Below are 22,439 nucleotides of genomic sequence, written 5' to 3' on the forward strand. Positions count from 1 at the left end.
GACTCAGGCGCGATCACGCTCCAGCAGCGGCTTGAGGAAGTGCCCGGTGTGGGACTGCTTCATCTTCGCCACGTCTTCCGGCGTACCGGTGGCGATGATCTGGCCACCTTTGGAGCCGCCCTCGGGACCCAGGTCCACCAGCCAGTCGGCGGTCTTGATCACATCCAAGTTGTGCTCGATGACCACCACGGTGTTGCCGTGGTCACGCAGGCGGTGCAGCACATCGAGCAACTGCTGGATATCCGCAAAGTGCAGGCCCGTGGTCGGCTCGTCGAGGATGTACAGCGTCTTGCCGGTGTCGCGCTTGGACAGCTCACGGGACAGCTTCACCCGCTGTGCCTCGCCGCCGGACAGGGTGGTCGCCGACTGCCCGAGGCGGATGTAGGACAGGCCCACGTCCATCAGCGTCTGCAACTTGCGCGCGATGGCCGGCACGGCATCGAAGAACTCCCGCGCTTCTTCGATGGTCATGTCCAGCACCTCGGTGATGCTCTTGCCCTTGTAGCGCACCTCCAGGGTCTCGCGGTTGTAGCGCTTGCCCTTGCACACGTCGCAGGGCACGTAGATATCCGGCAGGAAGTGCATCTCCACCTTGATCACGCCATCGCCCTGGCAGGCCTCGCAGCGGCCGCCCTTGACGTTGAAGGAGAAGCGCCCCGGCCCGTAGCCACGGGAGCGCGACTCCGCCACGCCGGAGAACAGCTCGCGGATCGGCGTGAACAGCCCGGTATAGGTCGCCGGGTTGGAGCGCGGTGTGCGGCCGATGGGGCTCTGGTCGATGTCCACCACCTTGTCCAGGTGTTGCAGTCCGTCGAAGCTGTCGTGGGGGGCTGCTTCCAGCGTGGTCGCGCCATTCAGTGCCGTGGCGGTGATGGGGAACAGGGTATTGTTGATCAGCGTCGACTTGCCCGAGCCCGACACGCCGGTGATGCAGGTCAGCAACCCGACCGGTATCTCCAGGTTGACGTTCTGCAGGTTGTTGCCGCGGGCACCCTTGAGCAGCAGCGACTTCTTCTTGTCGCGCGGGGTGCGCTTGGCCGGCACGGCGATCTTCACCCGGCCGGAGAGGTACTTGCCGGTCAGCGAGTCGGGGTGCGACATCACCTCGTCCGGGGTGCCTTCGGCGACCACGCGGCCACCGTGCACGCCCGCGCCCGGGCCGATGTCCACCACATAGTCGGCGAGGCGGATGGCATCCTCGTCGTGCTCGACCACGATCACCGTATTACCGATGTTGCGCAGGTGGGTGAGGGTGGCCAGCAGACGCTCGTTGTCCCGCTGGTGCAGGCCGATCGAGGGCTCGTCGAGGATGTACATCACGCCCACCAGGCCCGCGCCGATCTGGCTGGCCAGGCGGATGCGCTGCGCCTCGCCACCGGAAAGGGTGTCGGCGCTGCGGTCCAGGGTCAGGTAATCGAGGCCGACGTTGACCAGGAACTGCAAGCGCTCGCGGATCTCCTTGAGAATCTTGTCGGCGATCTCGCCCTTGCGGCCGGGCAGTCTCAGCTCGCCGAAGTAGTCGGCGGCATCGCCCACCGGCAGGCCGGTGACCGCCGGCAGGGTTTTCTCGCCCACCCACACATGGCGCGCTTCGCGGCGCAGGCGAGTGCCCCGGCAGTCCGGGCAGGGCTGGGTGCTGAGGAACTTGGCCAGTTCCTCGCGAACGGTGTTCGATTCGGTCTCGCGATAGCGACGCTCCAGGTTGGGGATGATCCCCTCGAACGGGTGCGAACGCTTGACGATATCGCCACGGTCATTGAGGTAGCGGAAGTCCACGTCCTCGCGGCCGCTGCCGAAGAGGATCGCCTTCTGGTCCTCGGCCGGCAGCTCGTCGAAGGGCTTCTCCAGGCTGAAGCCGTAGTGCGCGGCCAGGGAGCCGAGCATCTGGAAGTAATAGACGTTGCGCCGGTCCCAGCCGCGAATCGCGCCCTCGGCCAGGGTCAGCTCGCCGTTGACCAGGCGCTTGGCGTCGAAGAACTGCTTCACCCCCAGGCCGTCGCAGGTGGGGCAGGCGCCGGCGGGGTTGTTGAAGGAGAACAGCTTGGGCTCGAGCTCGCTGATGGAGTGGCCGCAATGGGGGCAGGCGAAGCGCGCGGAGAAGATGGTCTCATCGCCCTGCTCGTCGTCCATCGGCGCCACCAGGGCGATGCCGTCGGCCAGGTTGATCGCCGTCTCGAAGGATTCCGCCAGGCGCTGCTGCAGGTCGGCGCGGACCTTGAAGCGGTCCACCACCACATCGATGGAGTGCTTCTTCTGCTTGTCCAGCTTGGGCAGCTCGTCCATCTCGTAGATGCGGCCGTTGACCCGTGCCCGCACGAAGCCCTGGGCGCGCAGCTCGTCGAATACCGCCAGGTGCTCGCCCTTGCGCTCGCGGATCACCGGTGCCAGCAGCATCAGCTTGCGGCCTTCGGGCATCGCCAGCACCTGGTCGACCATCTGGCTCACGGTCTGCGCTTCCAGTGGCACGTCATGGTCCGGGCAGCGTGGCGTACCGGCGCGGGCATAGAGCAGGCGCAGGTAGTCGTAGATCTCGGTGATGGTGCCCACGGTGGAGCGCGGGTTGTGCGACGTGGACTTCTGCTCGATGGAGATGGCCGGCGACAGCCCTTCGATGGTGTCGACATCCGGCTTTTCCATCATCGACAGGAACTGCCGGGCATAGGCCGACAGCGACTCCACGTAGCGGCGCTGGCCCTCGGCGTAGAGGGTGTCGAAGGCCAGGGAGGATTTGCCGGAACCGGACAGGCCGGTGATCACGATCAGCTTGTCGCGCGGCAGGGTGAGATCGACGTTCTTCAGGTTATGGGTACGGGCCCCACGGATCAGGATCTTGTCCACTGCTGCCTCGTTTGGCGTGCGGGAAACCGGCGATTATACGGGGCGTGCCTAGCCTGCGGCAAAGGCGCGCGACTGTGCTGTAGACCACCGGGACTGTTAGAATGCGCGACATTTTTTGGCGCCGGCACAGGCCGGGCACCCAGGGTCGGGTGCGTGCGCCGCCGAGGGGCACGACGCATTTCCCCGTATCCGTTTCCCATGAGGAATCTATGCACGACTCCCATTCCGAACGCATGAGCGGCCGCGAGACCCGAGCGGCCAGCGGCCTCGCCCTGGTGTTCGCCTTCCGCATGCTCGGCATGTTCATGGTGCTGCCGGTCCTGGCCACCTACGGGCAGGACCTGGCCGGCGCGACCCCCGCGCTGATCGGCCTGGCCATCGGCGCCTACGGCCTCACCCAGGCCGTGCTGCAGATCCCCTTCGGCATCGTTTCCGACCGTATCGGCCGCCTGCCCGTCATCTATATCGGCCTGCTGATCTTCGCCGCCGGCGCAGTGCTCGCCGCCAACGCCGACTCCATCTGGGGTGTGATCGCCGGCCGCGTGCTGCAGGGCGCCGGGGCCATCTCCGCCGCCGTGATGGCGCTGCTCTCCGACCTCACCCGCGAGCAGCACCGCACCAAGGCCATGGCCATGATCGGCATGAGCATCGGCGTCTCCTTCGCCGTCGCCATGGTGGTCGGCCCGCTGGTCACCCGTGCCTTCGGCCTCTCCGGGCTTTTTTGGGTGACCGCCGTGATGGCGCTGGTGGGCATCGCCATCATCGCCCTGGTGGTGCCGCGCGCCGACCACCCGCTGCAGCACCGCGAGTCCGGGGTCGCCCGCCAGGCGCTGCTGCCCACCCTCAAGCACCCCGACCTGCTGCGCCTGGACTTCGGCATCCTCGCCCTGCACGCCGTGCTCATGGCCAGCTTCGTCGCGCTGCCGCTGGCGCTGGTGGAGAAGGCCGGCCTGCCCAAGGAGCAGCACTGGTGGGTCTACCTCACTGCGTTGCTGGTGGGCTTCTTCGGCATGGTGCCCTTCATCATCTACGCCGAGAAAAAGCGCCGGATGAAGCGCGTGCTGCTTGGGGCCGTCAGCGTGCTCCTGGCCTGCGAACTGTACTTCTGGGCCTTCGGCGACACCCTCCAGGCGCTGGTCATCGGCACCATCGTCTTCTTCACCGCCTTCAACCTGCTGGAAGCCTCGTTGCCGTCGCTGATCAGCAAGGTCGCCCCGGCCGGCGGCAAGGGCACCGCGATGGGCGTCTACTCCACCAGCCAGTTCCTCGGCGCGGCCCTTGGCGGCATCCTGGGGGGCTGGTTGTTCCAGCATGGCGGGCTGTCGGTGGTATTCATCGGCTGCGCCGTTGTCTGTGCGATTTGGCTCGCCATTGCTGTTACTATGCGCGAGCCTCCGTATGTCACCAGCCTGCGCCTGCCCTTGTCGGCAGCGGCCCTCGGCGATGCCGGGCTGGTGGCGCGATTGCTGGCATTGCCCGGAGTGGCGGATGCCGTGGTGGTCGCCGAAGAAGGCGCCATCTACATCAAGTTGGATACCGAACAATTGGACCGCACGTCCCTGGAGCGCCTGATCAACGCGGCGCCCGAACGTGCTGAAGCCTAGGAGAACGTTATGGCCCGTGGGGTTAACAAAGTCATTCTGGTTGGCAACGTCGGTGGTGATCCCGAAGTTCGCTACATGCCCAACGGCAATGCCGTGACCAACGTCACCCTGGCCACCAGCGAAAGCTGGAAGGACAAGCAGACCGGCCAGCAGCAGGAACGTACCGAGTGGCACCGCGTGGTGTTCTTCGGCCGTCTCGCCGAAATCGCCGGCGAGTACCTGCGCAAGGGCTCGCAGGTCTACGTCGAAGGCACCCTGCGCACCCGCGAGTGGGAAAAGGACGGCGTCAAGCGCTACACCACCGAGATCGTGGTCGACATCAACGGCCAGATGCAGCTGCTTGGCGGCCGTCCCGGCAACGATGGCGATTCCGCCCCGCGTGCCCCGCGCCCGCAGCGTGAGCCGCAACAGTCCGCCCCGCGTGAGCAACAACAGCGCCCGGCTCCGCAGCCCGCCGCCCAACCGGCGCCGGACTACGACAGCTTCGACGACGACATTCCGTTCTGATTCGAGCCGTTCGGCACAGACAAAGGCGCAGCCCCCCGGCTGCGCCTTTTTCGTTTCGGGAGGAGGAAAACGGCACCCGACGCCTCGGTTGTCCACAGCCGGTTTTCGGCTGTCGGATCAGCCTGTAGCCCGCGTGGGGCGGGACTTTGTGAATGCAACATCACATTCGGGCCGGGCTCTGGACGCTGGCAAACCGCCTCTATAGGCTTGCCCACCATTCCATCGACCGCCCCCCGGAACCCACCATGAAACTCAACGGACTGACCGCCGTTCTGCTTCTGGCCGGCCTGCCCCTGTGCAGCATCGCCAGCCCCTACCAGACCCTCGCCCGTGACGCGGAAAGCAGTGCCCGCTGGGGCCTGCTCGGCAGTGCCGCCGAGCAGTACCGCGCCATCCTCGCCGACCCGAGCCTGAGTGCCAGCCACCCCCGCGCGCGCCTGGCCCTGGCCAAGGTCCATGCCGACGCCCTCGACTACCCGGCCGCCAAGGCCGAGCTGGCGCGGCTCAAGCAGGACGCCCCCGACTCCGCGGAGGCCAAGGAAGGCGCCAAGCTGGCCAAGCGCATCGCCAGGAAACTCAAGACCCACACCTTCGGCGGCCGCGTCGCCGTGGCCCGGGTGCATGACACCGACACCGCCAACGCCAGCGCGGGCATGACCCAGGCCCCCTCGTTCGATGACGAGGACGACGAAGACATGGACGACATGGCCTTCGAGGACGACGACAGCCTCGACGACCTGCTCGACGACATCGACCTGGACGAGGACGACCTGGCCGACGACGGCGAGGAGGACGACGACACCGCGCCCACCCCGGTCGCCAAGCCCAAGTCCACCGTCCACGACAACCGCTGGCAGGCCGCCGGCAGCCTGCGCTACGGCTACGGCTTCGACGACCGTGGCAGCCGCTGGAACCTCGGCGCCAACATCGCCCAGGCCCGCCAGGACGACCGCGACGAACTCAACCGGCAGACCTGGGCGGTCTCCACCGGCCCCACCTTCGTCATCCCGGCCTGGCGCCTGAAGATCAACGCCGCCGTCACTTACCTGCAGCTGTACAAGGACCACCAGTACGACCTCTCCAGCACCATCTGGTCACTGGGCGCCAGCCACAAGCTGAATCGCGTGCTGGAGCTGTACACCCGTTACAACTACGAGAACCGTGGCCTGGAAAACGACAGCCCGCTGGACATCGACGTCGACACCTTCAAGGTCGGCACCCGCTTCAAGCCCACCGGCAAGGACAGCTTCGAGCTCAGCTACTCGCCCAAGGTGGAAGACAACGACACGCGCAACAAGGACAAGGAGCAGCAAGGCTGGAAGGTCAGCTACGCCCGCAAGCTGCCCTGGGACAGCTTCGCCAGCGTCGCCTACAGCCGCCGCCACACCGACTTCGAGCACGACCCCTCCGGCAAGGAAGAGGACGAGACCAAGCACGTCGTCACCCTCGGTCACAAGCTCACCAAGGACCTGGTGATGACCCTCAGCTACGAGCACAAGGACAAGGACTCCAACCTGCCCGGTCGTGACAAGAACAACGAAAGCACGGCCCTCGGCCTGAGCTATAAGTTCTGACCGAAAGCGGCTCGCCGCCCCTCGCGGGCGCGGGCCGCACTGGCGCGCCGGGCCTGCCGCTTGCGCCACCAGATGACCACGCCGGTGACGCTCAGCCCGGCGATGGCCAGCCCCAGCAGCGCGATCACGATGCGCCCCGGCAACCCCGCGATGCGCCCGCCGTGGATCGGTGCCTGCAGCCGGTAGAAGCGTTCACCCGGAGTGCCGCGCCCGGCGATTTCCTCCCCGATCAGTCGACCGTCGGTGCCATGGAAGAACAGCCAGGACTTGTCCAGCGGGTTGGCCTCGCGGCCCCCGAAACCGGCGCCGAAGAAGTTGTACTCGAAGCTGTAGTACAGCTCGCCGATCTCCCCCTCGATGCCCAGCCGCTCACCTTCCGCTTGCGCCAGCCGGTAGATGCGCTGGTAATCCATCTGTGTCTCGCCCAGCTGTTCGCGGGGCATCTGGCTGCGCCGCTGGTAGGTGCTCGGCGGCGCGTCCGAGAACAGCGACACCACCGGCTTGAACACCGGCTCCGGCAGGTTCATCGCCACGCTGCTCACCGCCACCGGCAGGAGCAGCAGCCACAGCCAGAGCCCACCGGCCCGGTGTAGGTCGAGGTTGCGCCGGTAGCGGCCGGCGCCGCGCTTGAGCGTCCAGGCCGTCCACCATTTCTTCAGGAAGGGGCGGCCACGGGGCAGCGTCAGCCAGGCGCCGGCGAAGCAGTCGATCACCCAGAGGATCGCCACCAGCCCCATCAGGATCAGCCCCCAGTTGCCCGGCAGCGCCAGGTTGTAGTGGAACTCCAGCATGAAGGGGATGAAGTTCTGCGCCTGCAGGCAGCAGGCACCCCACTGGCGCATGCCCAGCTCGGCGCCGCTCACCGGGTCCAGGTAGATCACCCGGTGGTGCAGGTCGTAGGGCACACCGGTGACTGGGTCGGTACGCGGCACCGCGGCCATCAGCGCGGCATGGCCGGCCTCGTCCGGGTACTCCATGTACCAGACCTGCAGGCGCGGTTCGGCGCCCTCGATGCGCTGCACCAGTTCGCCGGGGGACAGCAGCGGCCCCTGCGCGGGGGCGTGGTAGAAGGCCGGGTTCAGCCATTCGTCGATCTCGTGCTGGAAGGCCAGCAGGCTGCCGGTGAGCCCGGCGAGGGCGAGGAACAGCGCGGTGGCCAGGCCGAGGTAGCGGTGCAGCAGGACGAGAAGAGGGCGCACGGATGCTCTCCTGTGGATAAGTCGATCACGTAAACGCACGAGCCCGCCCCGGTGCCGGGGCGGGCTCGTTCAAGCACCGGTCAGAACTGGTAGCTGAGGGTGGCGGTGACGTTGCGCTGCTCGCCGAAGTAGCAGAATTCCAGGCTGTAGCAGGAGGCGATGTAGTCCTCGTCCAGCAGGTTGTTGGCGTTCAGGCTGAGGTCCATGCCCTTGAGCCCCACCTTGCCCAGGTCATAGCCCACCAGCGCATCGATCAGGGTGTAGGAGGGCACGTGCAGGGTGTTGGCCCTGTCCGCCCAGCTCTGGCCGACGTAGCGCGCACCGAGGCCGGTGCGCAGGCCGTCCAGGGCGCCGGCGTCGAAGCTGTACTCGCCCCAGATGGAGGCCATGTGGCGCGGCGCCTGGTTCGGCGTGTTGCCCTGGGTGCCGTCCAGCGACTTGGAGTAGGTGATGTCGGTGAAGGTGTAGCTGGCCAGCACCTTGAGGTTCTTGGTCACCTGGGTGTTGGCTTCCAGTTCCAGGCCCTGGGAGCGCACCTCGCCCACGGGGGTGTACCAATCCTGCTGCGGCAGCTTGGAGGCGACGTTCTGCTGGACGATGTGGAACAGCGAGGCGGTGTACAGGCTGTCGCTGCCCACCGGCTGGAACTTCACCCCGGCCTCCCACTGCGTGCCCTCGGTGGGCTCCAGCGGCTTGCCGGCCTGATCCGAATAGGCGTTGGGGTTGAAGGATTCGGAATAGCTGATGTACGGCGCCACGCCGTTGTCGAACAGGTACAGCGCGCCGAGGCGGCCGGTGAACTTGCTGCGGCGCTCGTCCGACTTGCTGCCGGCGGTCACGTTCTTGTCCGAGACCTCCACCCAGTCCTCGCGCAGGCCGATGGAGAAGCGCCACTGGTTCAGGTCGATCAGGTCCTGCAGGTAGAGGCCGGTCTGCTCCAGGCGGCGGTCGTGCTCCACCTGGCCGTAGCCCACCAGCGCATCGTTGCCATACACCGGGTTGAAGGCGTCGATCGGGGCGAGGGCGGCGGAGCCCCATTCCACGTTGGTCTTGCGGTTCTGGTAGTCCAGGCCCATCAGCAGGGTGTGACGCAGGGCGCCGGTGTCGAATTCGGCCTGGACCATGTTGTCGACGATGTAGGCCTTCAGGTCCTCGGTGGCATCGGTGTAGTAGCGGTTCAGCTCGGTGGGCGAGGCCCAGCCATAGGCGTACGCCTGCTGCATGCTCACGTCGGAGCTGAGGTAGCGGAAGCTCTGGCGCGCGGTCCAGACGTCGTCGAAGCGATGCTCCAGCTGATAGCCGAACATGCGCTGGGTGCGGTCGAAGGCTTCCAGGCTCGGCTCGCCGTCGAAGAAGTCGCGGCCGATGCGCTGGCCACTGCGCTGGTACAGGGTGCCTTCGGCCGGCACGCCGCCGTGGTAGCCGCCGTTCGGGTCGTGTTGCAGGTAACTCTGCAGGGTCAGGCTGGTGTCTTCGCTGAAGTCGATGGAGAGGGTCGGCGCGATGGCGTAGCGCTCTTCCTTGATGTGGTCGAACTGGGTGTCCGACCCCTCGCCCAGGCCCACCACGCGATAGGCGATGCGCTTGTCCTCGTCCAGCGGGCCGCTGAAGTCGAAGCCCGCGCCCTTCTGGCCCATGTTGCCCACGGTGGCCTGCACCTGGTGGTAGTCCTCGTAGAGCGGCTTCTTGCTGGTCAGCGCCACCAGGCCGCCCGGCAGGCTGCGGCCGTAGAGCACGGACGACGGGCCCTTGAGCACGTCGATGCGTTCGAGGAAGTACGGATCCACCTGCAGCGAGCTGAAGGTGCCGCTGTCGCCCATGGTCTTCAGGCCGTCGAGGTAGACGTTGTCCACGCTGTTGTCGGCGAAGCCGCGCATCACGATGTAGTCGTAGCGGTTCGAGGCGCCCACCTGGCCGGTGAAGATGCCGGGGGTGTAGCGCACCGCCTGCTGCACGGTCTTCGAGCCCTGGTCCTCGATCTGCTCGTGAGTCACCACCGAGACGGTCTGCGAGGTTTCCAGCAGCGCCTTGCTGGTCTTGGTGGCGATCTGGCTGTGGGTGGCCAGGTAGCCCTCTTCGCTGCCCAGCGCGTTACCCAGGGCGAACACCTGGGTGGAGGGCACCTCCAGCGCGCCCTGGGTCTTCACCTCGCGCAGCACGTAGCTGCCATCGCCCAGGCTCTCGGCCTGCAGCGGCGTGTCGCCCAGCAGCTGGCCCAGCGCGCCTTCCACCGACCAGGTGCCGCTCAGACCGGGGGACTGCAGGCCACGGGTCTGCTCCGGGGTGGCGGAGAGGTTGATCCCGGCCTCGCGGGCGAAGCGGTTGAGCACCTCGCCAAGCGGCCCGGCAGGGATGGCGTAGCTGCGGCTGGCGGCGCTCGTGGCTTCCTCGGCGAAGGCCGGGGTGCCCAGCAGCGGGGCGGCCAGCGCGGCGGAAAGCAGGGCGCCGCGTACGGCAAGGGCGAGGCGGGAGGCGCGAGGTGCGGTCATGAAGGCTTCCGTGAAAGGCAAAGGTTAATGGGATTCATTCCCTTTGCCGGACGTTGCGGAAAAACCCGCCAAAAAAGATTTCAGGCCCTGGCCTGTACCGTCACCCACCAGCGGGTGCGGTAGTGCACCTCCACCGGCAGCGTGCGGCTCAGCAGCTCCAGCAGCTTGTCGGTGTCGTCCAGGCGGTACACGCCTGAGAGGCGCAGGTCGGCGATGGCATCGCTGCAGGCCAGGCGGCCGTTTCGGTAGCGCGAGACTTCGGCGAGGAAGTCGGCCAGGCGCATGCCACGGGTGACGATCAGCCCATCGGCCCAGGCGGCTGCGTCCATGTCCGCTGCTTCCAGCGGGCGCGCGGCGTATTCGTTGACATCGAAGCGTTGCCCGGCGCGAGCCACCAGGGCGCCGGTGCCGGCCAATGGGGCGATGCTCACCGCCCCTTCGGCGACGCTCAGGCGGGTGGCGGCCTGCTCCTGACGCACCACGAAGCGGCCGCCCAGGCTCTCCAGCAGGCCGTGGCGGGTGCGCACGCGCAGGGGGCGGGGGATGCCCGTCGTGGCGTCAGAGCCGCTGTCGACGAGGATCTCGCCACGGTCCAGCAGCAGCAGGCGCTGGTGCTCATCGAAGCGCACATCCACTGCGCTGTCGGTGTTCAGGTGCAGTTGCGTGCCATCGGCCAGCGCCACGTGGCGGCGTTCACCAACGGCGGTGCCGTAATCGGCGGTCAGGCGCGACCAGGGCGTCAGGTCGCGGGCCAGCCACAGCGCGGAACCGCTGACCATGGCTGCCGACAGCAGCTTCAGGGCCTGGCGGCGACGCAGGCGTTGGGCCGAGGTTTCCAGGGTCTCCATCACCGTGTCGGCGCCGGGCACGGCTTTCAGCGAGCTGGACAGTTCGTCGTCCAGCACCTGCACGCGCTGCCAGGCCTGTTCGTGGTCCTGGTGAGCGGCACGCCAGTGTTCACAGGCGCGCTGCAGCTCGGCATCACCGCTGGCCGAGCGCAAGCGCACCAGCCAGTGGATGGCCTGGCGCACCACCTGCGCATCGGTTTGGGATGAGGCGCTCATTCGGCGAAGCGCAGCTGGTAGCAATGGAACAGGGCGTCGGCGACATGGCGCTCCACCGAACGCAGGGAGATGCCCATGCGCTCGGCCACCTGCACATGGGTCAGCCCCTCGCACTGAGCCAGCAGGAAAGCGGTGCGCACCTTCGGCTTCAGGCCATCGAGCAGGCGCGCGATGCGTTCCAGCAACTCGAGTATCTGCTCGCGCTCCTCCAGGCTCGGCGTCTGCGCCTCCGGCAGGTGGGCGAGGGATTCCAGGTAGGCCCGCTCCAGTTCCTCGCGGCGCCAGTGGTCGATCACCAGCCCCCGCGCGACGGTACGCAGGAAGGCGCGCGGCGTGGCGATCTCCAACTGCTCACGGCGGGCGAGCAGGCGCAGGAAGGTGTCCTGGGCCAGGTCGGCGGCATCGGCGGCGTTGCCAAGGCGGCCGCGCAGCCAGTTCTTCAGCCAGCCGTGATGGTCGCTGTAGAGGCGTTGCACACTGAGATGGGGAGACGACATGGGGTCACCGAAGAATCGGTAGCAAATGAAAATTAATCGCATTTTCTTGATGCGCGAAGGGATTTGCAACGTTGGCGTGCAGGAAAAGGGCGGCCGGTCATGTCGAACCGTCCGCCCTTGCTTCGCGTCCTGCCAGGTGCGGGTGCCGCCTCAGCGATACCAGCGCGGGGTGTACACCCAGTCCTGGCCGTCGGGGCGGGGAATGCGCCGGGTCAGTGACGAACCGATGATCACCAGGGTGCGCATGTCCACCTGTTCCGGGCGCAGCTCGCCGAGGCTGGTAAGCGTCAGCGCCTCGGCCGGGCGGCCGATGTCGCGACCCAGGACGACAACTGTTTCCGGGCGGCGGTGGCGGGCGACGATTTCCAGCGCGCGGGCCAGCTGCCAGGGGCGGGCCTTGGAAATGGGGTTGTAGAAGGCCATGGCCAGGTCGGCGGCGCCGGCGTGGTCGAGGCGCTGCTCGATCACCTCCCAGGGCTTGAGGTTGTCCGAGAGTGAGATCAGGCAGAAGTCGTGGCCCAGGGGCGCACCGGCCTTGGCGGCAGTGGCCAGGGCGGCGGAGACGCCGGGGAACACCTGCAGCTCCACGCGTTGCCAGTGCGGGTCGCGGTTGTCGTCCAGGGCTTCGAGCACGGCGGCGGCCATGGCGAACACGCCCGGATCTCCCGAGGACACCACCACCACCCGGCGCCCGCTGGCGGCCAGCTCGAAGGCGTGGCGGGCGCGTTGCAGCTCCTCGCGGTTGTCGGTGCAGTGCAGCACCTGCTCGGGGCGGAAGGGGCCGGCCATGCGGATGTAGGTCTCGTAGCCCAGCAGGTCCTCGGCCTCGTCCAGGGCGCGGCGCGTGGCCGGGACCATGAACTCGGCGGCGCCCGGGCCCAGGCCCACCACCGTCAGGCGGCCACGGCGCTGGCCGATGCGCTCCACATCCAGCGGCCGCTCCGCGCGGTACAGGCGGACGCCGGAGAGGTGCGGGTGCAGGGGCGGCAGTGCCTGTTCGTTGACCACGAAGCGCAATGGCACGCCGAGTTCGTCGGCGCAGGCGGCCAGCGTGGCGTCGGTCATGCGCTCGGGGTCGGCCAGCAGGCAGGCGAGGGCGCCGCTGGCCAGCCCGGCGGTTGCCAGGGCCTGGCGCACGGCGTCGGCGTCCGCTGCCCCGTCGATGCGCGCCGCCACCACGCGGGGGTGGATCAGCAGCTCGTCAGCGGCATCGGGACGTTGCTCGGCGGTGATGTGGATAACCCGCTGCGCCTGCTCCGCCAGGGGCAGGTTGGCGCTCTCCAGCCAGGGCGCCTCGCCCTCGACGCGGACGGGCTCGCCACCCAGCAGGTCGGAGACGAAGCGCTTGCCCTGCTCGATATCGGCCAGGGCATAGCCGGCTGGCGGTTCCAGCAGGCAGGTGCCGAAACGCAGTTCGCCGCTGGTGGTGATGGCCGGGGCCACCTCCAGTTGCGCGGCGATCTCGCGGGCCATGCGGTTGACCCCGCCGAGCCCGCCCAGCAGCGGCACCACGGCGCTGCCGTCCTCGGCCACGGCCAGCACCGGCGGCTCGGCGCCTTTGCTGGCCAGTTGCGAGGCGAGGCTGCGGATAAGGATGCCGGCGGCACACAGGGCGATGATCGGCCTGTCGTCGCGGTAGAGCCCGCGCAGGGTCTCGCCGAACTCGGCGTAGGGTTCGTCGGCGCCTGCCACGCGCCCGGCCAGGCCGAGCACGCGGGCCTGTGGATAAAGCGCCTGGATGCGCCGGGCGACGGGCAGGCCGCCCTGGCCGAGCAGCAGGATGGCCGGGGCCTTGCGCGCGTCCATCACCCTCTCCACTTCTGGCCGGGGACCAGGATCATCGAGAAGTAGGGCGAGGCCATCGGGTCCACCTCGTGCAGCGGCAGGATGCGCTGGTTGCCCATGGTGGCGCGCTCCACGTAATGGGCACGGCCGTCCAGGCCCAGCTCGCCGAGCACCCGGCGCACCTTGTCGAAATTGCGCCCGAGCTTCATCACCACCGCCGCCTCGGCGTCCGCCAGGCGCGCCTTCAGCTCCGCTTCCGGCAGCACGCCGGAGAGCACCGAAAGGCTCTGGTTGCGGTACACCAGCGGCACTCCGAGCACCGCGGCGCTGCCCAGCATGGAGCACACGCCCGGCACCACTTCGGCCTCGTAGCGCTCGGCCAGGCGGTCGTGCAGGTACATGTAGGAGCCGTAGAAGAACGGGTCGCCCTCGCAGATCACCGCCACGTCGCGGCCGGCGTCCAGGTGCTGGGCCACCTGCTGGGCGGCGGTGTCGTAGAAGTCGCTGATCACATCCTCGTAGGAAAGCGGCGGCTCCAATTTCTCGGTGGTCACCGGGTAGACCAGGGGCATGCGCAGCTGCGACTCCACCAGGTGCTGCTCGATGATGCCGAAGGCATTGCCGCCCTGGCCCAGGTTGGCCTTCGCCTTGGCCACGAAGTAGCCGACCACGGGGGCCGACTGCAGCAGGCGCAGGGCCTTGAGGGTGATGAGTTCGGGGTCGCCGGGGCCCACGCCCAGGCCGATCAGCCGGCCCTTGCCGGAATGTTCCTGCGCACCCATCACTCCACCTCCGTGGCCAGGGCGTTGATCGCCGCCGCCGCCATGGCGCTGCCGCCACGACGACCGCGCACGATCACGTAGGGCACGCCACGGCTGTCGGCGGCGAGCATGTCCTTGGATTCCGCCGCGCCGACGAAGCCCACCGGGAAGCCGAGGATCAGCGCCGGTTTCGGTGCGCCGGCATCGAGCATCTCCAGCAGGTAGAAGAGCGCGGTGGGTGCGTTGCCGATCACCACCACGCTGCCTTCCAGGTGTTCGCGCCAATGCTCCAGGGCCACGGCCGAACGGGTGTTGCCCAGTTCGCGGGCCAGCTCCGGCACACCGGCGTCATTGAGGGTGCAGATGACCTTGTTGTCCGCCGGCAGGCGCGCGCGGGTCACGCCCTCGGCCACCATGCGTGCATCGCAGAGAATCGGCGCGCCAGCGGCGATGGCGGCGCGGCCGGCGGCTCCGGCACCGGGGGAGAAGCGCAGGTCCTGCACCACGTCGACCATGCCGCAGGCGTGGATCACGCGCACGGCGAGCTTCTCCAGGTCCGGCGGGATGGCGGTGAGGTCCGCCTCGGCGCGGATGATGGAGAAGGAGTGGCGATAGATCTCCTGACCATCGCGGATGTAATCGATCATTCGGTGGAGCTCCAGCTGTCAGGCGTGGCGGCCAGCCAGGCGGCCGCCGCGTGTATGTCTAGGTCGCGCGCCAGCGGGCGGCCGAAGCCACCGGCGCCGTCGTCGCGTCGATAGAGGTCGTAGTGGCCGTCGCCCGTGGCCAGCAGGGTCAGCGGCGCCACGTTGGCGGCGGCGCAGGAGCGCGGGCAGCCGCAAAGGTGCACCTGGGCACCGTCGGGCAGCACGGCGGCCAGGGTCAGGGCGTCGTCCTTGGTGTCGGCCAGGCCCTTGGCGCAACCGGCGGAACCGGTGCAGGCCTGGATGCGCGCCAGGGGCGCGTCGATATCGGTGCACAGGCCCAGAGCCGCGAGCTCGGCCAGCAGCGGGGCGGTTTCCTGTCCCGGCACGTTGGGCAGCAGCACGGATTGCCAGGGGGTCATGTGCAGGCTGCCGTCGCCGTGGCGCTGGGCCAGTTCGGCGAGGGTCAGCAATTGGCTGGCCTGCAGGCGCCCCAAGGGCGGGATGGCGCCCACCAGGTACAGGCCGGCCTGCAGTTGCGGCAGCACGCCGACGGGGCGCAGGTCGCTGGCAGGGCGGCGCCAGTTGCCGGCGTCGTGGAGCGGGAAGGGCAGTCGCTGGCGCAGTTCGGCCAGCAAGCGCTCGGCGCCGAGGCTGCCGAGCAGGTCGCGCATACGGGCCTGCTGCGGCGTGGCCAATTCGAGGAACAGGTCCAGCAGCGCCTCCACCAGGGCCGGCACCCGGGCGCCGGGTACCGCCGCCAGGGCGGGGGCGTCGCCGGTTTCGCGGGGCGGGCAGCCGGCCAGGCCGAAGGCGAACAGGCCGTCCTTGCCGGGCTCCATGGCGGCCAGCCAGATGTCGTTGGGGTGGTCGAGCATCGCCAGGGCTTCGCCGCCGTCCAGCAGCAGGGCGAACTTGGGCGAAAGCACGTGGAAGCGCGGGTTGTCTTCCAGCAGGGCCAGCAGGCGAGTGGCCAGGGGGCGGATGTCCTGCAGCGCCTGCGGGTCGAGCCCGGCGGCGGGGCTGACCATCAGGTTGCGCACATCGTCCGCGCCCGGCGTGGCGGCGCCCAGGCCGATGGCCAGCAGCTCGGTGATCAGCGCCTGTTCGTTGCCCGGGGTCACGCCACGGATCTGCAGGTTGGCGCGGTTGGTGGCTTCCAGCACGCCGCCGGAATGGCCATGGGCGGCGATCGACAGGGCTTCGGCCGTGCCGGCCTGCAGGCGACCGCAGGGCAGCTTGATGCGGCAGATGCCGCCATCCTTCGCCGGGACGATACGCAGCAACCCCGGGCAGGCCGAGGGGCGGACGGATGGAGCGCTGGAGGGAGCCTGTTTCACCGTGGTCACCGGGTCAGTTGCCGCGGCGACCGTGTTCCCCGCACGGGGAACCCTGGCACCGAGACACCCCGCTCGATGCGTGCACACGCGACTGGTGTCACCGGCAGGTCTCCTGGCTGGCAGGTCAGTGTCCGTCGCGGCCTTCCCGGTTTCCCAGTGGCACGGATCGCGAGAACTCGCTGCATACAGTTGCGGGGGCAGCCACGGCTTGGACCGTGTTCCCTCTTAGGCCGGGCGCAGTGGGCGCTCCGGCAACCGGTGAAGGGCGCTATTATGCCCGCTTTGCGCGGCTGTGGGATGCGGCTGGTTGTCGGATGCCCAACGGACGCGGCACGGTCGGATACGAGGAAAAACGCATGCAGCCCTGGCTGACGCTGGTGGGGATAGGCGAGGACGGCTACGCCGGCCTGGGCAAGGCCGCGCGCCATGCGCTGCTGGCCGCCGAGGAGGTGGTGGGCGCCCCGCGCCAGCTGGAATTGCTGCCCCATTGCATCCGCGCCCGACGCAGTGCCTGGCCCAGCCCCTTCTCCCTGGAGCCGCTGCTGCAACGCCGTGGCGCGCCGGTCTGCGTGCTGGCCAGCGGTGACCCGATGCTGTTCGGCGTCGGCGCCAGCCTGGCGCGGCAACTGCCCGCCGACGAGCTGCGTGTGCTACCCGCGCCCTCGTCCACCTCCCTGGCCGCCGCGCGCCTGGGGTGGGCGCTGCAGGACACCAGCCTGGTCTCCCTGGTGGCGCGGCCCCTCGCTGCACTCAACCTGCACCTGCATGACGGCGCCCGCCTGCTGGTGCTGAGCAACGACGGCGCAAGCCCCGCTGCTATCGCTGGCCTGCTGAACGAACGCGGCTTCGGCCCCAGCGCCATGACCGTGCTGGAGCACCTGGGTGGCCCGGCCGAGCGGCGCATCGACGGCATTGCCGGCGAGTGGCCGGCCATGGAGGTCGCCGCCCTCAACCTGGTGGCCATCGACTGCCGCGCCGGCGAGCAGGCCCGGCGCCTGCCGCTCACCTGCGGCCTGCCCGACGACGCCTATCGCCACGACGGCCAGCTGACCAAGCGCGACGTTCGCGCCATCACCCTCGCGCGCCTGGCGCCACAACCGGGGCAATTGCTCTGGGACGTGGGCGCCGGCAGCGGCTCCATCGGCATCGAATGGATGCGCGCCCATCCCACCTGCCGCGCCATCGCCGTCGAAGCTGACGAGGGCCGCCAGGCGCACATCCGCCACAACCGCGACGCCCTCGGCGTGCCCGGCCTGCACCTGGTGGCCGGCCAGGCCCCCACCGCCCTCGACGGCCTGCCTGCGCCCGATGCGGTGTTCATCGGCGGCGGCGTCACCGAACCCGGCGTGCTGGAGCGGTGCTGGAGCCAGCTCAAGCCCGGCGGCCGCCTGGTGGCCAATGCCGTGACCCTGCAGAGCGAGGCGGTGCTGGTGGCCTTCCGCGAAGCCCATGGCGGCGAGCTGACCCGCATCGCCATCGCCCAGGCCCAGCCCCTGGGCGGCTTCGACACCTGGCGCTCGGCACTGCCCATCACCCTGCTCGAGGTGCTCAAGGATGCCTAGGTTGGCGCCGAGCGCCGCCGAGTCCTGCCCTGCACGACCCCGCCATGCGTGACGAAACCCCCGAACAGCCCGCGCCCCTGCGCAGCGGCTACACCACCGGCAGTTGTGCCACCGCCACCAGCCTGGCGGCGGCGCGCCTGTTGCTGGGCGGCGCGGCGAGCGACGCGGTGGAGATCGTCCTGCCCAAGGGCCAGCAGGTGCTCATGCGCCTGGAGTTCTGTCGCCTGATCGATGGCGGCGCCGAGGCGGGCACTCTGAAGGATGCCGGCGATGACCCGGACGTGACCCACGGCGCGCTGATCTACGCCCAGGTGCGCCTGGCCGCCGAGCCGGGGGTGCGCTTCCATGCCGGGCCCGGCGTCGGCACCGTCACCAAACCGGGCCTGACCCAGGCGGTGGGCGAGCCGGCGATCAACCCGGTGCCACGGCGGATGATGACCGAGCACCTCACGCGCCTGGCCCAGGAGCGCGGTCACGCCGGCGGCTTCGAGGTCACCGTCTGCGTGCAGGGCGGCGCCGAGCTGGCGCTGAAAACCATGAACCCGCGCCTGGGTATCCTCGGTGGCCTGTCGATCCTCGGCACCACCGGCATCGTCCGGCCCTTCTCCTGCTCGGCCTACATCGCCTCCATCCACCAGGGCATCGACGTCGCCCGCGCCAACGGCTTCACCCACCTGGCCGCCTGCACCGGCAACGCCAGCGAGGACGCCATGCGCCACCGCTATGGTTTCGACGACACCGCGCTGATCGAGATGGGCGACTTCGCCGGCGCCGTGCTCAAGCACCTGCGCAAGGCACCGGTGGAAAAGCTCAGCCTGTGCGGTGGCTTCGGCAAGATCAGCAAGCTCGCCGCCGGCCACATGGACCTGCACAGCCGCCACTCCAGCATCGACCTGCCGCTGCTCGCCGAATGGGCCGCCGGCCTGGGCGCCGATGCCGAGCTGCAGGGCGCCATGCGCGGGGCCAACACCAGCCAGCAGGCACTGGCGCTGGCCCACGCCGCCGGGGTGCCCCTGGGCGATACGGTCTGCGCCCACGCCCTGGCCTTCGCCCGTCGTACCGTACCCGCCGGCGTCAGCCTGGAAGTCTTCGCCATCGACCGCCAGGGCAACCTGGTGGGCCAGGCCCTGGAGCACCCATGAAACGCATCCTGCTGCTGGGCGGGGTCACCGAGGCCCTGGCCCTGGCCCGGCGCCTGGGCCCCGAACACGTCTACAGCCTCGCCGGCCTCGGCAAGGTGCCGGCCGACCTGAGCTGCCAGGTGCGCGTCGGCGGCTACGGCGGTGCCGAAGGGCTGGCGCGCTACATCGAGGACAACGGCATCGGCCTGCTGCTCGATGCCACCCATCCCTATGCCGCACAGATCAGCCACAACGCCGCCCGCGCTGCCGAGCTTGCTGGCGTGCCCTGCTGGGCATTGCGTCGCCCCGGCTGGCGCGCCGGCGAGGGCGACGACTGGCGCGAGGTTGCTGATTGGGCCGAGCTGCTCGACGCCCTGGCCACCTTCCAGCGCCCCTTCTTCACCCTTGGCCGCGAACCCCTGGAGCACCTGGGTGAAATCCCCGCCCACCAGCACTGGACGGTGCGCTGCCTGCAAAGCCAGGCGCCCGGTGAACGCTTCGAGGTGATCGGTGCCCGTGGCCCGTTCGTTCTGGATGAGGAGCGTGCGTTGTTCGAGCGGCTGCGCAGCGACGTGCTGATCAGCAAGAACAGCGGCAGCCAGTCCACTGAACCCAAGCTGCAGGTGGCCCGCGAGCGTGGCCTGCCGGTGCTGATCCTCAAGCGCCCCGAGCTGCCCCCCGTCACCCGTGAATTCGACTCGCTCGACGGCCTCTGGCAGGCCCTCGTCCCCTACCTGGAAACACCATGACCGCCACTCCCTACGCCCGCGTGCTGTTCGCCGGGCCCGACCTCTACACCGGCTCCTTCGCCGAGCTGTTCCGCCGCCAGCTGAGTGCCCTGCGCGGTGAGGCGGCACTCGCCGATATCGTTGACACCGGCACCGGCCTCGATGCACTGCTGCATGCCGTGCAGGCCAGCCCGCGCCCGCTGCTGGTGATCGACCTCGACCCGCAATCAACCGCTCAACACCTCGACTGGCTGCGCAGCGAACTGGGTCGCCTCGACGCCCCCGAGCAACTCTTCGTCGCCAGCCTGCTGGGCCAATACGACAGCGACCCGGCCGGCGCCGCCGTCGCCCTGGTCGAGCGCCGCGAACTGCACCTGGCCTGCGTCGGCGTACCGGAGCTGCCGGGCAGCCACGCCTGGTCCTGCATCCCGCCCCACGCTCGCCGCCTGCTGCTGTGCAACGGCCCGCGCTGCACCCGCCGTGGTGCGCTGCCTCTGTGGAAGAAATTGCGGGAAACCCTCAAGGCCGCCGGCAAGCTGGAGTGCGAAGGCGGCGTGCACATCACCCGCACCCAATGCCAGTTCCCCTGCGACCTCGGCCCCACCGCCAGCCTCTACCCGGAAGGCGAGTGGTACCGCATCCGCGATGAGGCGGAGGTGCTGCGCTGGGTGCAGGAACGAATAGTCGAAGAACGGGCAGTGCCGGAGATGCTGACCAGTGTTTAAGGGACGCCTGACGCTCGATTTTGCTTTGCGGGTTTGTGTGCGCATAAGATGTGCGCATTAACCGTGAGGGTTCGAAAATGCCTGCTCTCTACAACGCCCAAGCGCCGAAGAAGGCCGCCAACCTCAGCATCAACAGTGATCTGCTGAGCAAGGCCCGCTCTTTGGATATCAATCTTTCCTCGACCCTGGAACAGGCCTTGGTGGAGGCCTTGAAAACCCGTCAGCGCGAAGTCTGGCTCGAAGAGAATCGCGAGGCCATTGCCGCTTACAACCAGCATGTCGAGGAGCATGGTGTTTTCAGTGATGGTCTGAGGCGCTTCTGATGCCCCAGTTCGCTGTCCATCTCAATACGAATCCAGCCACTCGAGCGAAAATCCCTTATCTGCTGGATGTGCAGAGCGATCTGATCGACGGCCTCGCAACTCGTCTAATAGTGCCTCTGTACATCGATGACATCCTGGATGGCCGAGCGGTTGGAACCCTGATGCCGAAGTTCGAGGTGGAAGGAACAACAGTGGTGATGTTCACCCCTGAATTGGCAGGTGTGCCACGTAATGTTCTTGGCGCTCAGGTGGCGGACTTGTCAGGTCATCGTTTCGAAATCATCGCAGCCTTGGATCTGTTGATCACTGGTATCTGACTTCGCCCCTTCACCGCGCGAAACGCCCCGCCGTGAGCGGCGCCGAGAGCATCAGCGCGCCGAGGATCATGAAGGCCGTGACCAGGCCCAGGCCCTGGGCGACGAAGCCCACCAGCGCAGGCCCGGCGAGTACGCCGGCGTAGCCGACGGTGGTCACGGCGGCCACCGCGAGGTTGGGCGGCATGGCGCTCTGGCGGCCGGCGGCGGTGAACAGCACCGGCACAATATTGGCCGCGCCCAGCCCGACCAGCAGGAAACCCGCCAGCGCCAGAGCGGTGTGCGGGGCCAGCAGCATCAGCGCGAAGCCGGCCGTGGCCAGCAGGCCGCCGCCCACCAGCACGCGGTACTCCCCCAGGCGGGCGATCACCCGGTCGCCCGTCAGCCGGCCGCTGAGCATCGCCAGGGAGAACAGTGCGTAGCCGATCCCGGCCTGGGCCGGGTCGAACTGGCGGGTTTCCACCAGCAGGATGGCGCCCCAATCCAGCAGCGCGCCTTCGGCCAGGAACATGGCGAAGGTCAGCGCCCCCAGCAGCAGAACGATCCCGCGCGGCAGCACGAACAGTGGCCCTTCGCTGCCCGAACGGGTGCGCAACAGGCGCGGTGCCGCGAGGGCGAGCCCGAGGATGACCACCAGCAGGGCGACGAGAATCGCCGGCAGCGGTGCCAGCCCGGCGGCCAGCAGCCCGGTCATGCCGAGGGAACCGACGAAGCCGCCGAGGCTGAACAGGCCGTGGAAGCCCGACATCAAGGGAACCGGTGCGTCGTTCGCCACCTCCACGGCGTGGATGTTCATCGCCACGTCCATGGCCCCCAGGGAGGCGCCGAACAAGGCCAGGGCCAGGGCCAGCACCAGGCTGGAGTCGGCACCGGCCAGCAGCGGCATGGCGCAGCACAGGCCCAGCCCGCCCACCAGGATCACCGGACGGGCGCCGATCCGCCCGGCCAGCACGCCGGCCACCGGCATGGACAGCATCGAGCCAGCCCCCAGGCACAGCAGCAACAGCCCCAGCACCGCCTCCTCGATACCCAGGCGCGCCTTGGCGTAAGGCACCAGCGGCGCCCAGCAGGCCATGCCGAAGCCGGAGACGAAGAACGCCAGGCGCGTGGCGAGACGGGTGGCTGGGCTGTCGGCGCAGGGCACTGCTTGGTTCATCGGGCATTCCGCAAAGAAAAGGGCGGACCTTAACACGCACCCGGGGCGGGCGACGTTCGACCATCTGGTTGATGGACGATCCAGGGCGCGGGTGGTTCAGGTCCGACGCGGACGTAGGTTGGCGCCGAGCGCAGCGAGGCCCAACGTTGCGAGGCCGGTATGTGCAACTTCAGTTCATTGGGCATCCGCGAGGTTGGCTCGCATTTGG

Annotated in this window: 19 protein-coding genes and 1 riboswitch; of the genes, 9 read left to right on the top strand and 10 right to left on the bottom strand. The window is 68.8% G+C overall.

Annotated features, from left to right (window positions below):
- Window positions 1-3: 3 nt before the first annotated feature.
- Complete coding sequence (uvrA, locus tag PI990_RS03640) at window positions 4-2,838, bottom strand: excinuclease ABC subunit UvrA (protein ID WP_271659841.1); 2,835 nt, start codon at window positions 2,836-2,838, stop codon at window positions 4-6.
- Window positions 2,839-3,047: 209 nt separating this feature from the next.
- Here uvrA and PI990_RS03645 point away from each other — a divergent pair, with 209 nt between their 5' ends.
- From PI990_RS03645 to PI990_RS03655, 3 genes are all read left to right on the top strand, one after another.
- Window positions 3,048-4,442 (top strand): MFS transporter, encoded by a 1,395-nt coding sequence (locus PI990_RS03645; protein WP_021219614.1) that lies wholly within the window; start codon window positions 3,048-3,050, stop codon window positions 4,440-4,442.
- A 9-nt stretch (window positions 4,443-4,451) separates the two neighbouring features.
- Window positions 4,452-4,949 (top strand): single-stranded DNA-binding protein, encoded by a 498-nt coding sequence (locus tag PI990_RS03650; RefSeq protein ID WP_021219615.1) that lies wholly within the window; start codon window positions 4,452-4,454, stop codon window positions 4,947-4,949.
- A 245-nt stretch (window positions 4,950-5,194) separates the two neighbouring features.
- On the top strand, window positions 5,195-6,523 hold the full coding sequence (locus PI990_RS03655) for a hypothetical protein (protein WP_271659842.1): 1,329 nt from the start codon (window positions 5,195-5,197) through the stop codon (window positions 6,521-6,523).
- Here PI990_RS03655 and PI990_RS03660 read toward each other — a convergent pair.
- The 8 genes from PI990_RS03660 to cobG all read right to left on the bottom strand — a co-directional run bounded on the left by PI990_RS03660 (window position 6,511) and on the right by cobG (window position 16,302).
- On the bottom strand, window positions 6,511-7,722 hold the full coding sequence (locus tag PI990_RS03660) for a PepSY-associated TM helix domain-containing protein (RefSeq protein WP_271659843.1): 1,212 nt from the start codon (window positions 7,720-7,722) through the stop codon (window positions 6,511-6,513). The two genes, PI990_RS03655 and PI990_RS03660, sit on opposite strands and share 13 nt — an antisense overlap.
- Window positions 7,723-7,802: 80 nt before the next feature.
- Window positions 7,803-10,211 (bottom strand): TonB-dependent siderophore receptor, encoded by a 2,409-nt coding sequence (locus PI990_RS03665; RefSeq protein WP_271659844.1) that lies wholly within the window; start codon window positions 10,209-10,211, stop codon window positions 7,803-7,805.
- 80 nt (window positions 10,212-10,291) lie between these two features.
- Window positions 10,292-11,275, bottom strand: a complete 984-nt coding sequence (locus tag PI990_RS03670) for a FecR domain-containing protein (protein WP_271659845.1) — start codon at window positions 11,273-11,275, stop codon at window positions 10,292-10,294.
- Window positions 11,272-11,772: a sigma-70 family RNA polymerase sigma factor gene (locus tag PI990_RS03675; protein ID WP_111261942.1), complete on the bottom strand. Its 501-nt coding sequence runs from the start codon at window positions 11,770-11,772 to the stop codon at window positions 11,272-11,274. The genes PI990_RS03670 and PI990_RS03675 overlap by 4 nt, the downstream gene beginning before the upstream one ends.
- 150 nt (window positions 11,773-11,922) lie before the next feature.
- Window positions 11,923-13,578 carry a precorrin-3B C(17)-methyltransferase gene (gene cobJ, locus PI990_RS03680; protein WP_271659846.1) on the bottom strand — a complete coding sequence of 552 codons (1,656 nt, stop codon included), beginning with the start codon at window positions 13,576-13,578 and terminating at the stop codon, window positions 11,923-11,925.
- Entirely contained in the window at window positions 13,578-14,339 is a 762-nt protein-coding gene (locus PI990_RS03685) for a precorrin-2 C(20)-methyltransferase (RefSeq protein ID WP_021219621.1), read from the bottom strand. The genes cobJ and PI990_RS03685 overlap by 1 nt, the downstream gene beginning before the upstream one ends.
- Window positions 14,339-14,965 carry a precorrin-8X methylmutase gene (locus PI990_RS03690; protein WP_263401584.1) on the bottom strand — a complete coding sequence of 209 codons (627 nt, stop codon included), beginning with the start codon at window positions 14,963-14,965 and terminating at the stop codon, window positions 14,339-14,341. The genes PI990_RS03685 and PI990_RS03690 overlap by 1 nt, the downstream gene beginning before the upstream one ends.
- Window positions 14,962-16,302: a precorrin-3B synthase gene (gene cobG, locus PI990_RS03695; protein ID WP_442969313.1), complete on the bottom strand. Its 1,341-nt coding sequence runs from the start codon at window positions 16,300-16,302 to the stop codon at window positions 14,962-14,964. The genes PI990_RS03690 and cobG overlap by 4 nt, the downstream gene beginning before the upstream one ends.
- 85 nt (window positions 16,303-16,387) lie before the next feature.
- A riboswitch (cobalamin riboswitch) is annotated at window positions 16,388-16,577 on the bottom strand.
- An 81-nt stretch (window positions 16,578-16,658) separates the two neighbouring features.
- Here cobG and cbiE point away from each other — a divergent pair.
- The 6 genes from cbiE (at window position 16,659) to PI990_RS03725 (ending at window position 21,078) form a co-directional block, all read left to right on the top strand.
- Complete coding sequence (cbiE, locus tag PI990_RS03700; protein ID WP_271659848.1) at window positions 16,659-17,864, top strand: precorrin-6y C5,15-methyltransferase (decarboxylating) subunit CbiE; 1,206 nt, start codon at window positions 16,659-16,661, stop codon at window positions 17,862-17,864.
- Between the two features lie 44 nt (window positions 17,865-17,908).
- Window positions 17,909-19,006: a cobalt-precorrin-5B (C(1))-methyltransferase gene (locus tag PI990_RS03705; RefSeq protein WP_271659849.1), complete on the top strand. Its 1,098-nt coding sequence runs from the start codon at window positions 17,909-17,911 to the stop codon at window positions 19,004-19,006.
- A complete protein-coding gene (locus PI990_RS03710; RefSeq protein ID WP_271659850.1) occupies window positions 19,003-19,734 on the top strand; it encodes a cobalt-precorrin-6A reductase in 732 nt (243 codons plus the stop codon). Before PI990_RS03705 ends, PI990_RS03710 begins: the two co-directional genes overlap by 4 nt.
- Window positions 19,731-20,438, top strand: coding sequence for a (2Fe-2S) ferredoxin domain-containing protein (locus PI990_RS03715; RefSeq protein ID WP_271659851.1), 708 nt, complete (start codon window positions 19,731-19,733; stop codon window positions 20,436-20,438). Before PI990_RS03710 ends, PI990_RS03715 begins: the two co-directional genes overlap by 4 nt.
- A 77-nt stretch (window positions 20,439-20,515) precedes the next feature.
- Window positions 20,516-20,761, top strand: a complete 246-nt coding sequence (locus PI990_RS03720) for a type II toxin-antitoxin system CcdA family antitoxin (protein WP_271659852.1) — start codon at window positions 20,516-20,518, stop codon at window positions 20,759-20,761.
- Complete coding sequence (locus tag PI990_RS03725; RefSeq protein ID WP_271659853.1) at window positions 20,761-21,078, top strand: CcdB family protein; 318 nt, start codon at window positions 20,761-20,763, stop codon at window positions 21,076-21,078. The genes PI990_RS03720 and PI990_RS03725 overlap by 1 nt, the downstream gene beginning before the upstream one ends.
- 10 nt (window positions 21,079-21,088) lie before the next feature.
- Here the strand turns inward: PI990_RS03725 and PI990_RS03730 are convergent, their stop codons facing one another.
- Window positions 21,089-22,231, bottom strand: coding sequence for an MFS transporter (locus PI990_RS03730; RefSeq protein WP_271659854.1), 1,143 nt, complete (start codon window positions 22,229-22,231; stop codon window positions 21,089-21,091).
- Between the last annotated feature and the right edge of the window lie 208 nt (window positions 22,232-22,439).

The sequence above is a fragment of the Pseudomonas sp. TUM22785 genome, assembly GCF_028198105.1.
Lineage (GTDB): Bacteria > Pseudomonadota > Gammaproteobacteria > Pseudomonadales > Pseudomonadaceae > Metapseudomonas > Metapseudomonas solani.

What these genes read in the sequence shown, in the direction of transcription:
- PI990_RS03705 (WP_271659849.1), top strand. Translation starts at nt 17,909, where the DNA reads ATGCGTGACGAAACCCCCGAACAGCCCGCGCCCCTGCGCAGCGGCTAC.
- PI990_RS03730 (WP_271659854.1), bottom strand. Translation starts at nt 22,231, where the DNA reads ATGAACCAAGCAGTGCCCTGCGCCGACAGCCCAGCCACCCGTCTCGCC.
- PI990_RS03710 (WP_271659850.1), top strand. Translation starts at nt 19,003, where the DNA reads ATGAAACGCATCCTGCTGCTGGGCGGGGTCACCGAGGCCCTGGCCCTG.
- PI990_RS03665 (WP_271659844.1), bottom strand. Translation starts at nt 10,211, where the DNA reads ATGACCGCACCTCGCGCCTCCCGCCTCGCCCTTGCCGTACGCGGCGCC.
- PI990_RS03645 (WP_021219614.1), top strand. Translation starts at nt 3,048, where the DNA reads ATGCACGACTCCCATTCCGAACGCATGAGCGGCCGCGAGACCCGAGCG.
- PI990_RS03725 (WP_271659853.1), top strand. Translation starts at nt 20,761, where the DNA reads ATGCCCCAGTTCGCTGTCCATCTCAATACGAATCCAGCCACTCGAGCG.
- cobJ (WP_271659846.1), bottom strand. Translation starts at nt 13,578, where the DNA reads ATGGACGCGCGCAAGGCCCCGGCCATCCTGCTGCTCGGCCAGGGCGGC.
- PI990_RS03685 (WP_021219621.1), bottom strand. Translation starts at nt 14,339, where the DNA reads ATGGGTGCGCAGGAACATTCCGGCAAGGGCCGGCTGATCGGCCTGGGC.
- cbiE (WP_271659848.1), top strand. Translation starts at nt 16,659, where the DNA reads ATGCAGCCCTGGCTGACGCTGGTGGGGATAGGCGAGGACGGCTACGCC.
- PI990_RS03675 (WP_111261942.1), bottom strand. Translation starts at nt 11,772, where the DNA reads ATGTCGTCTCCCCATCTCAGTGTGCAACGCCTCTACAGCGACCATCAC.
- PI990_RS03655 (WP_271659842.1), top strand. Translation starts at nt 5,195, where the DNA reads ATGAAACTCAACGGACTGACCGCCGTTCTGCTTCTGGCCGGCCTGCCC.
- PI990_RS03670 (WP_271659845.1), bottom strand. Translation starts at nt 11,275, where the DNA reads ATGAGCGCCTCATCCCAAACCGATGCGCAGGTGGTGCGCCAGGCCATC.
- PI990_RS03720 (WP_271659852.1), top strand. Translation starts at nt 20,516, where the DNA reads ATGCCTGCTCTCTACAACGCCCAAGCGCCGAAGAAGGCCGCCAACCTC.
- PI990_RS03690 (WP_263401584.1), bottom strand. Translation starts at nt 14,965, where the DNA reads ATGATCGATTACATCCGCGATGGTCAGGAGATCTATCGCCACTCCTTC.
- PI990_RS03715 (WP_271659851.1), top strand. Translation starts at nt 19,731, where the DNA reads ATGACCGCCACTCCCTACGCCCGCGTGCTGTTCGCCGGGCCCGACCTC.
- PI990_RS03650 (WP_021219615.1), top strand. Translation starts at nt 4,452, where the DNA reads ATGGCCCGTGGGGTTAACAAAGTCATTCTGGTTGGCAACGTCGGTGGT.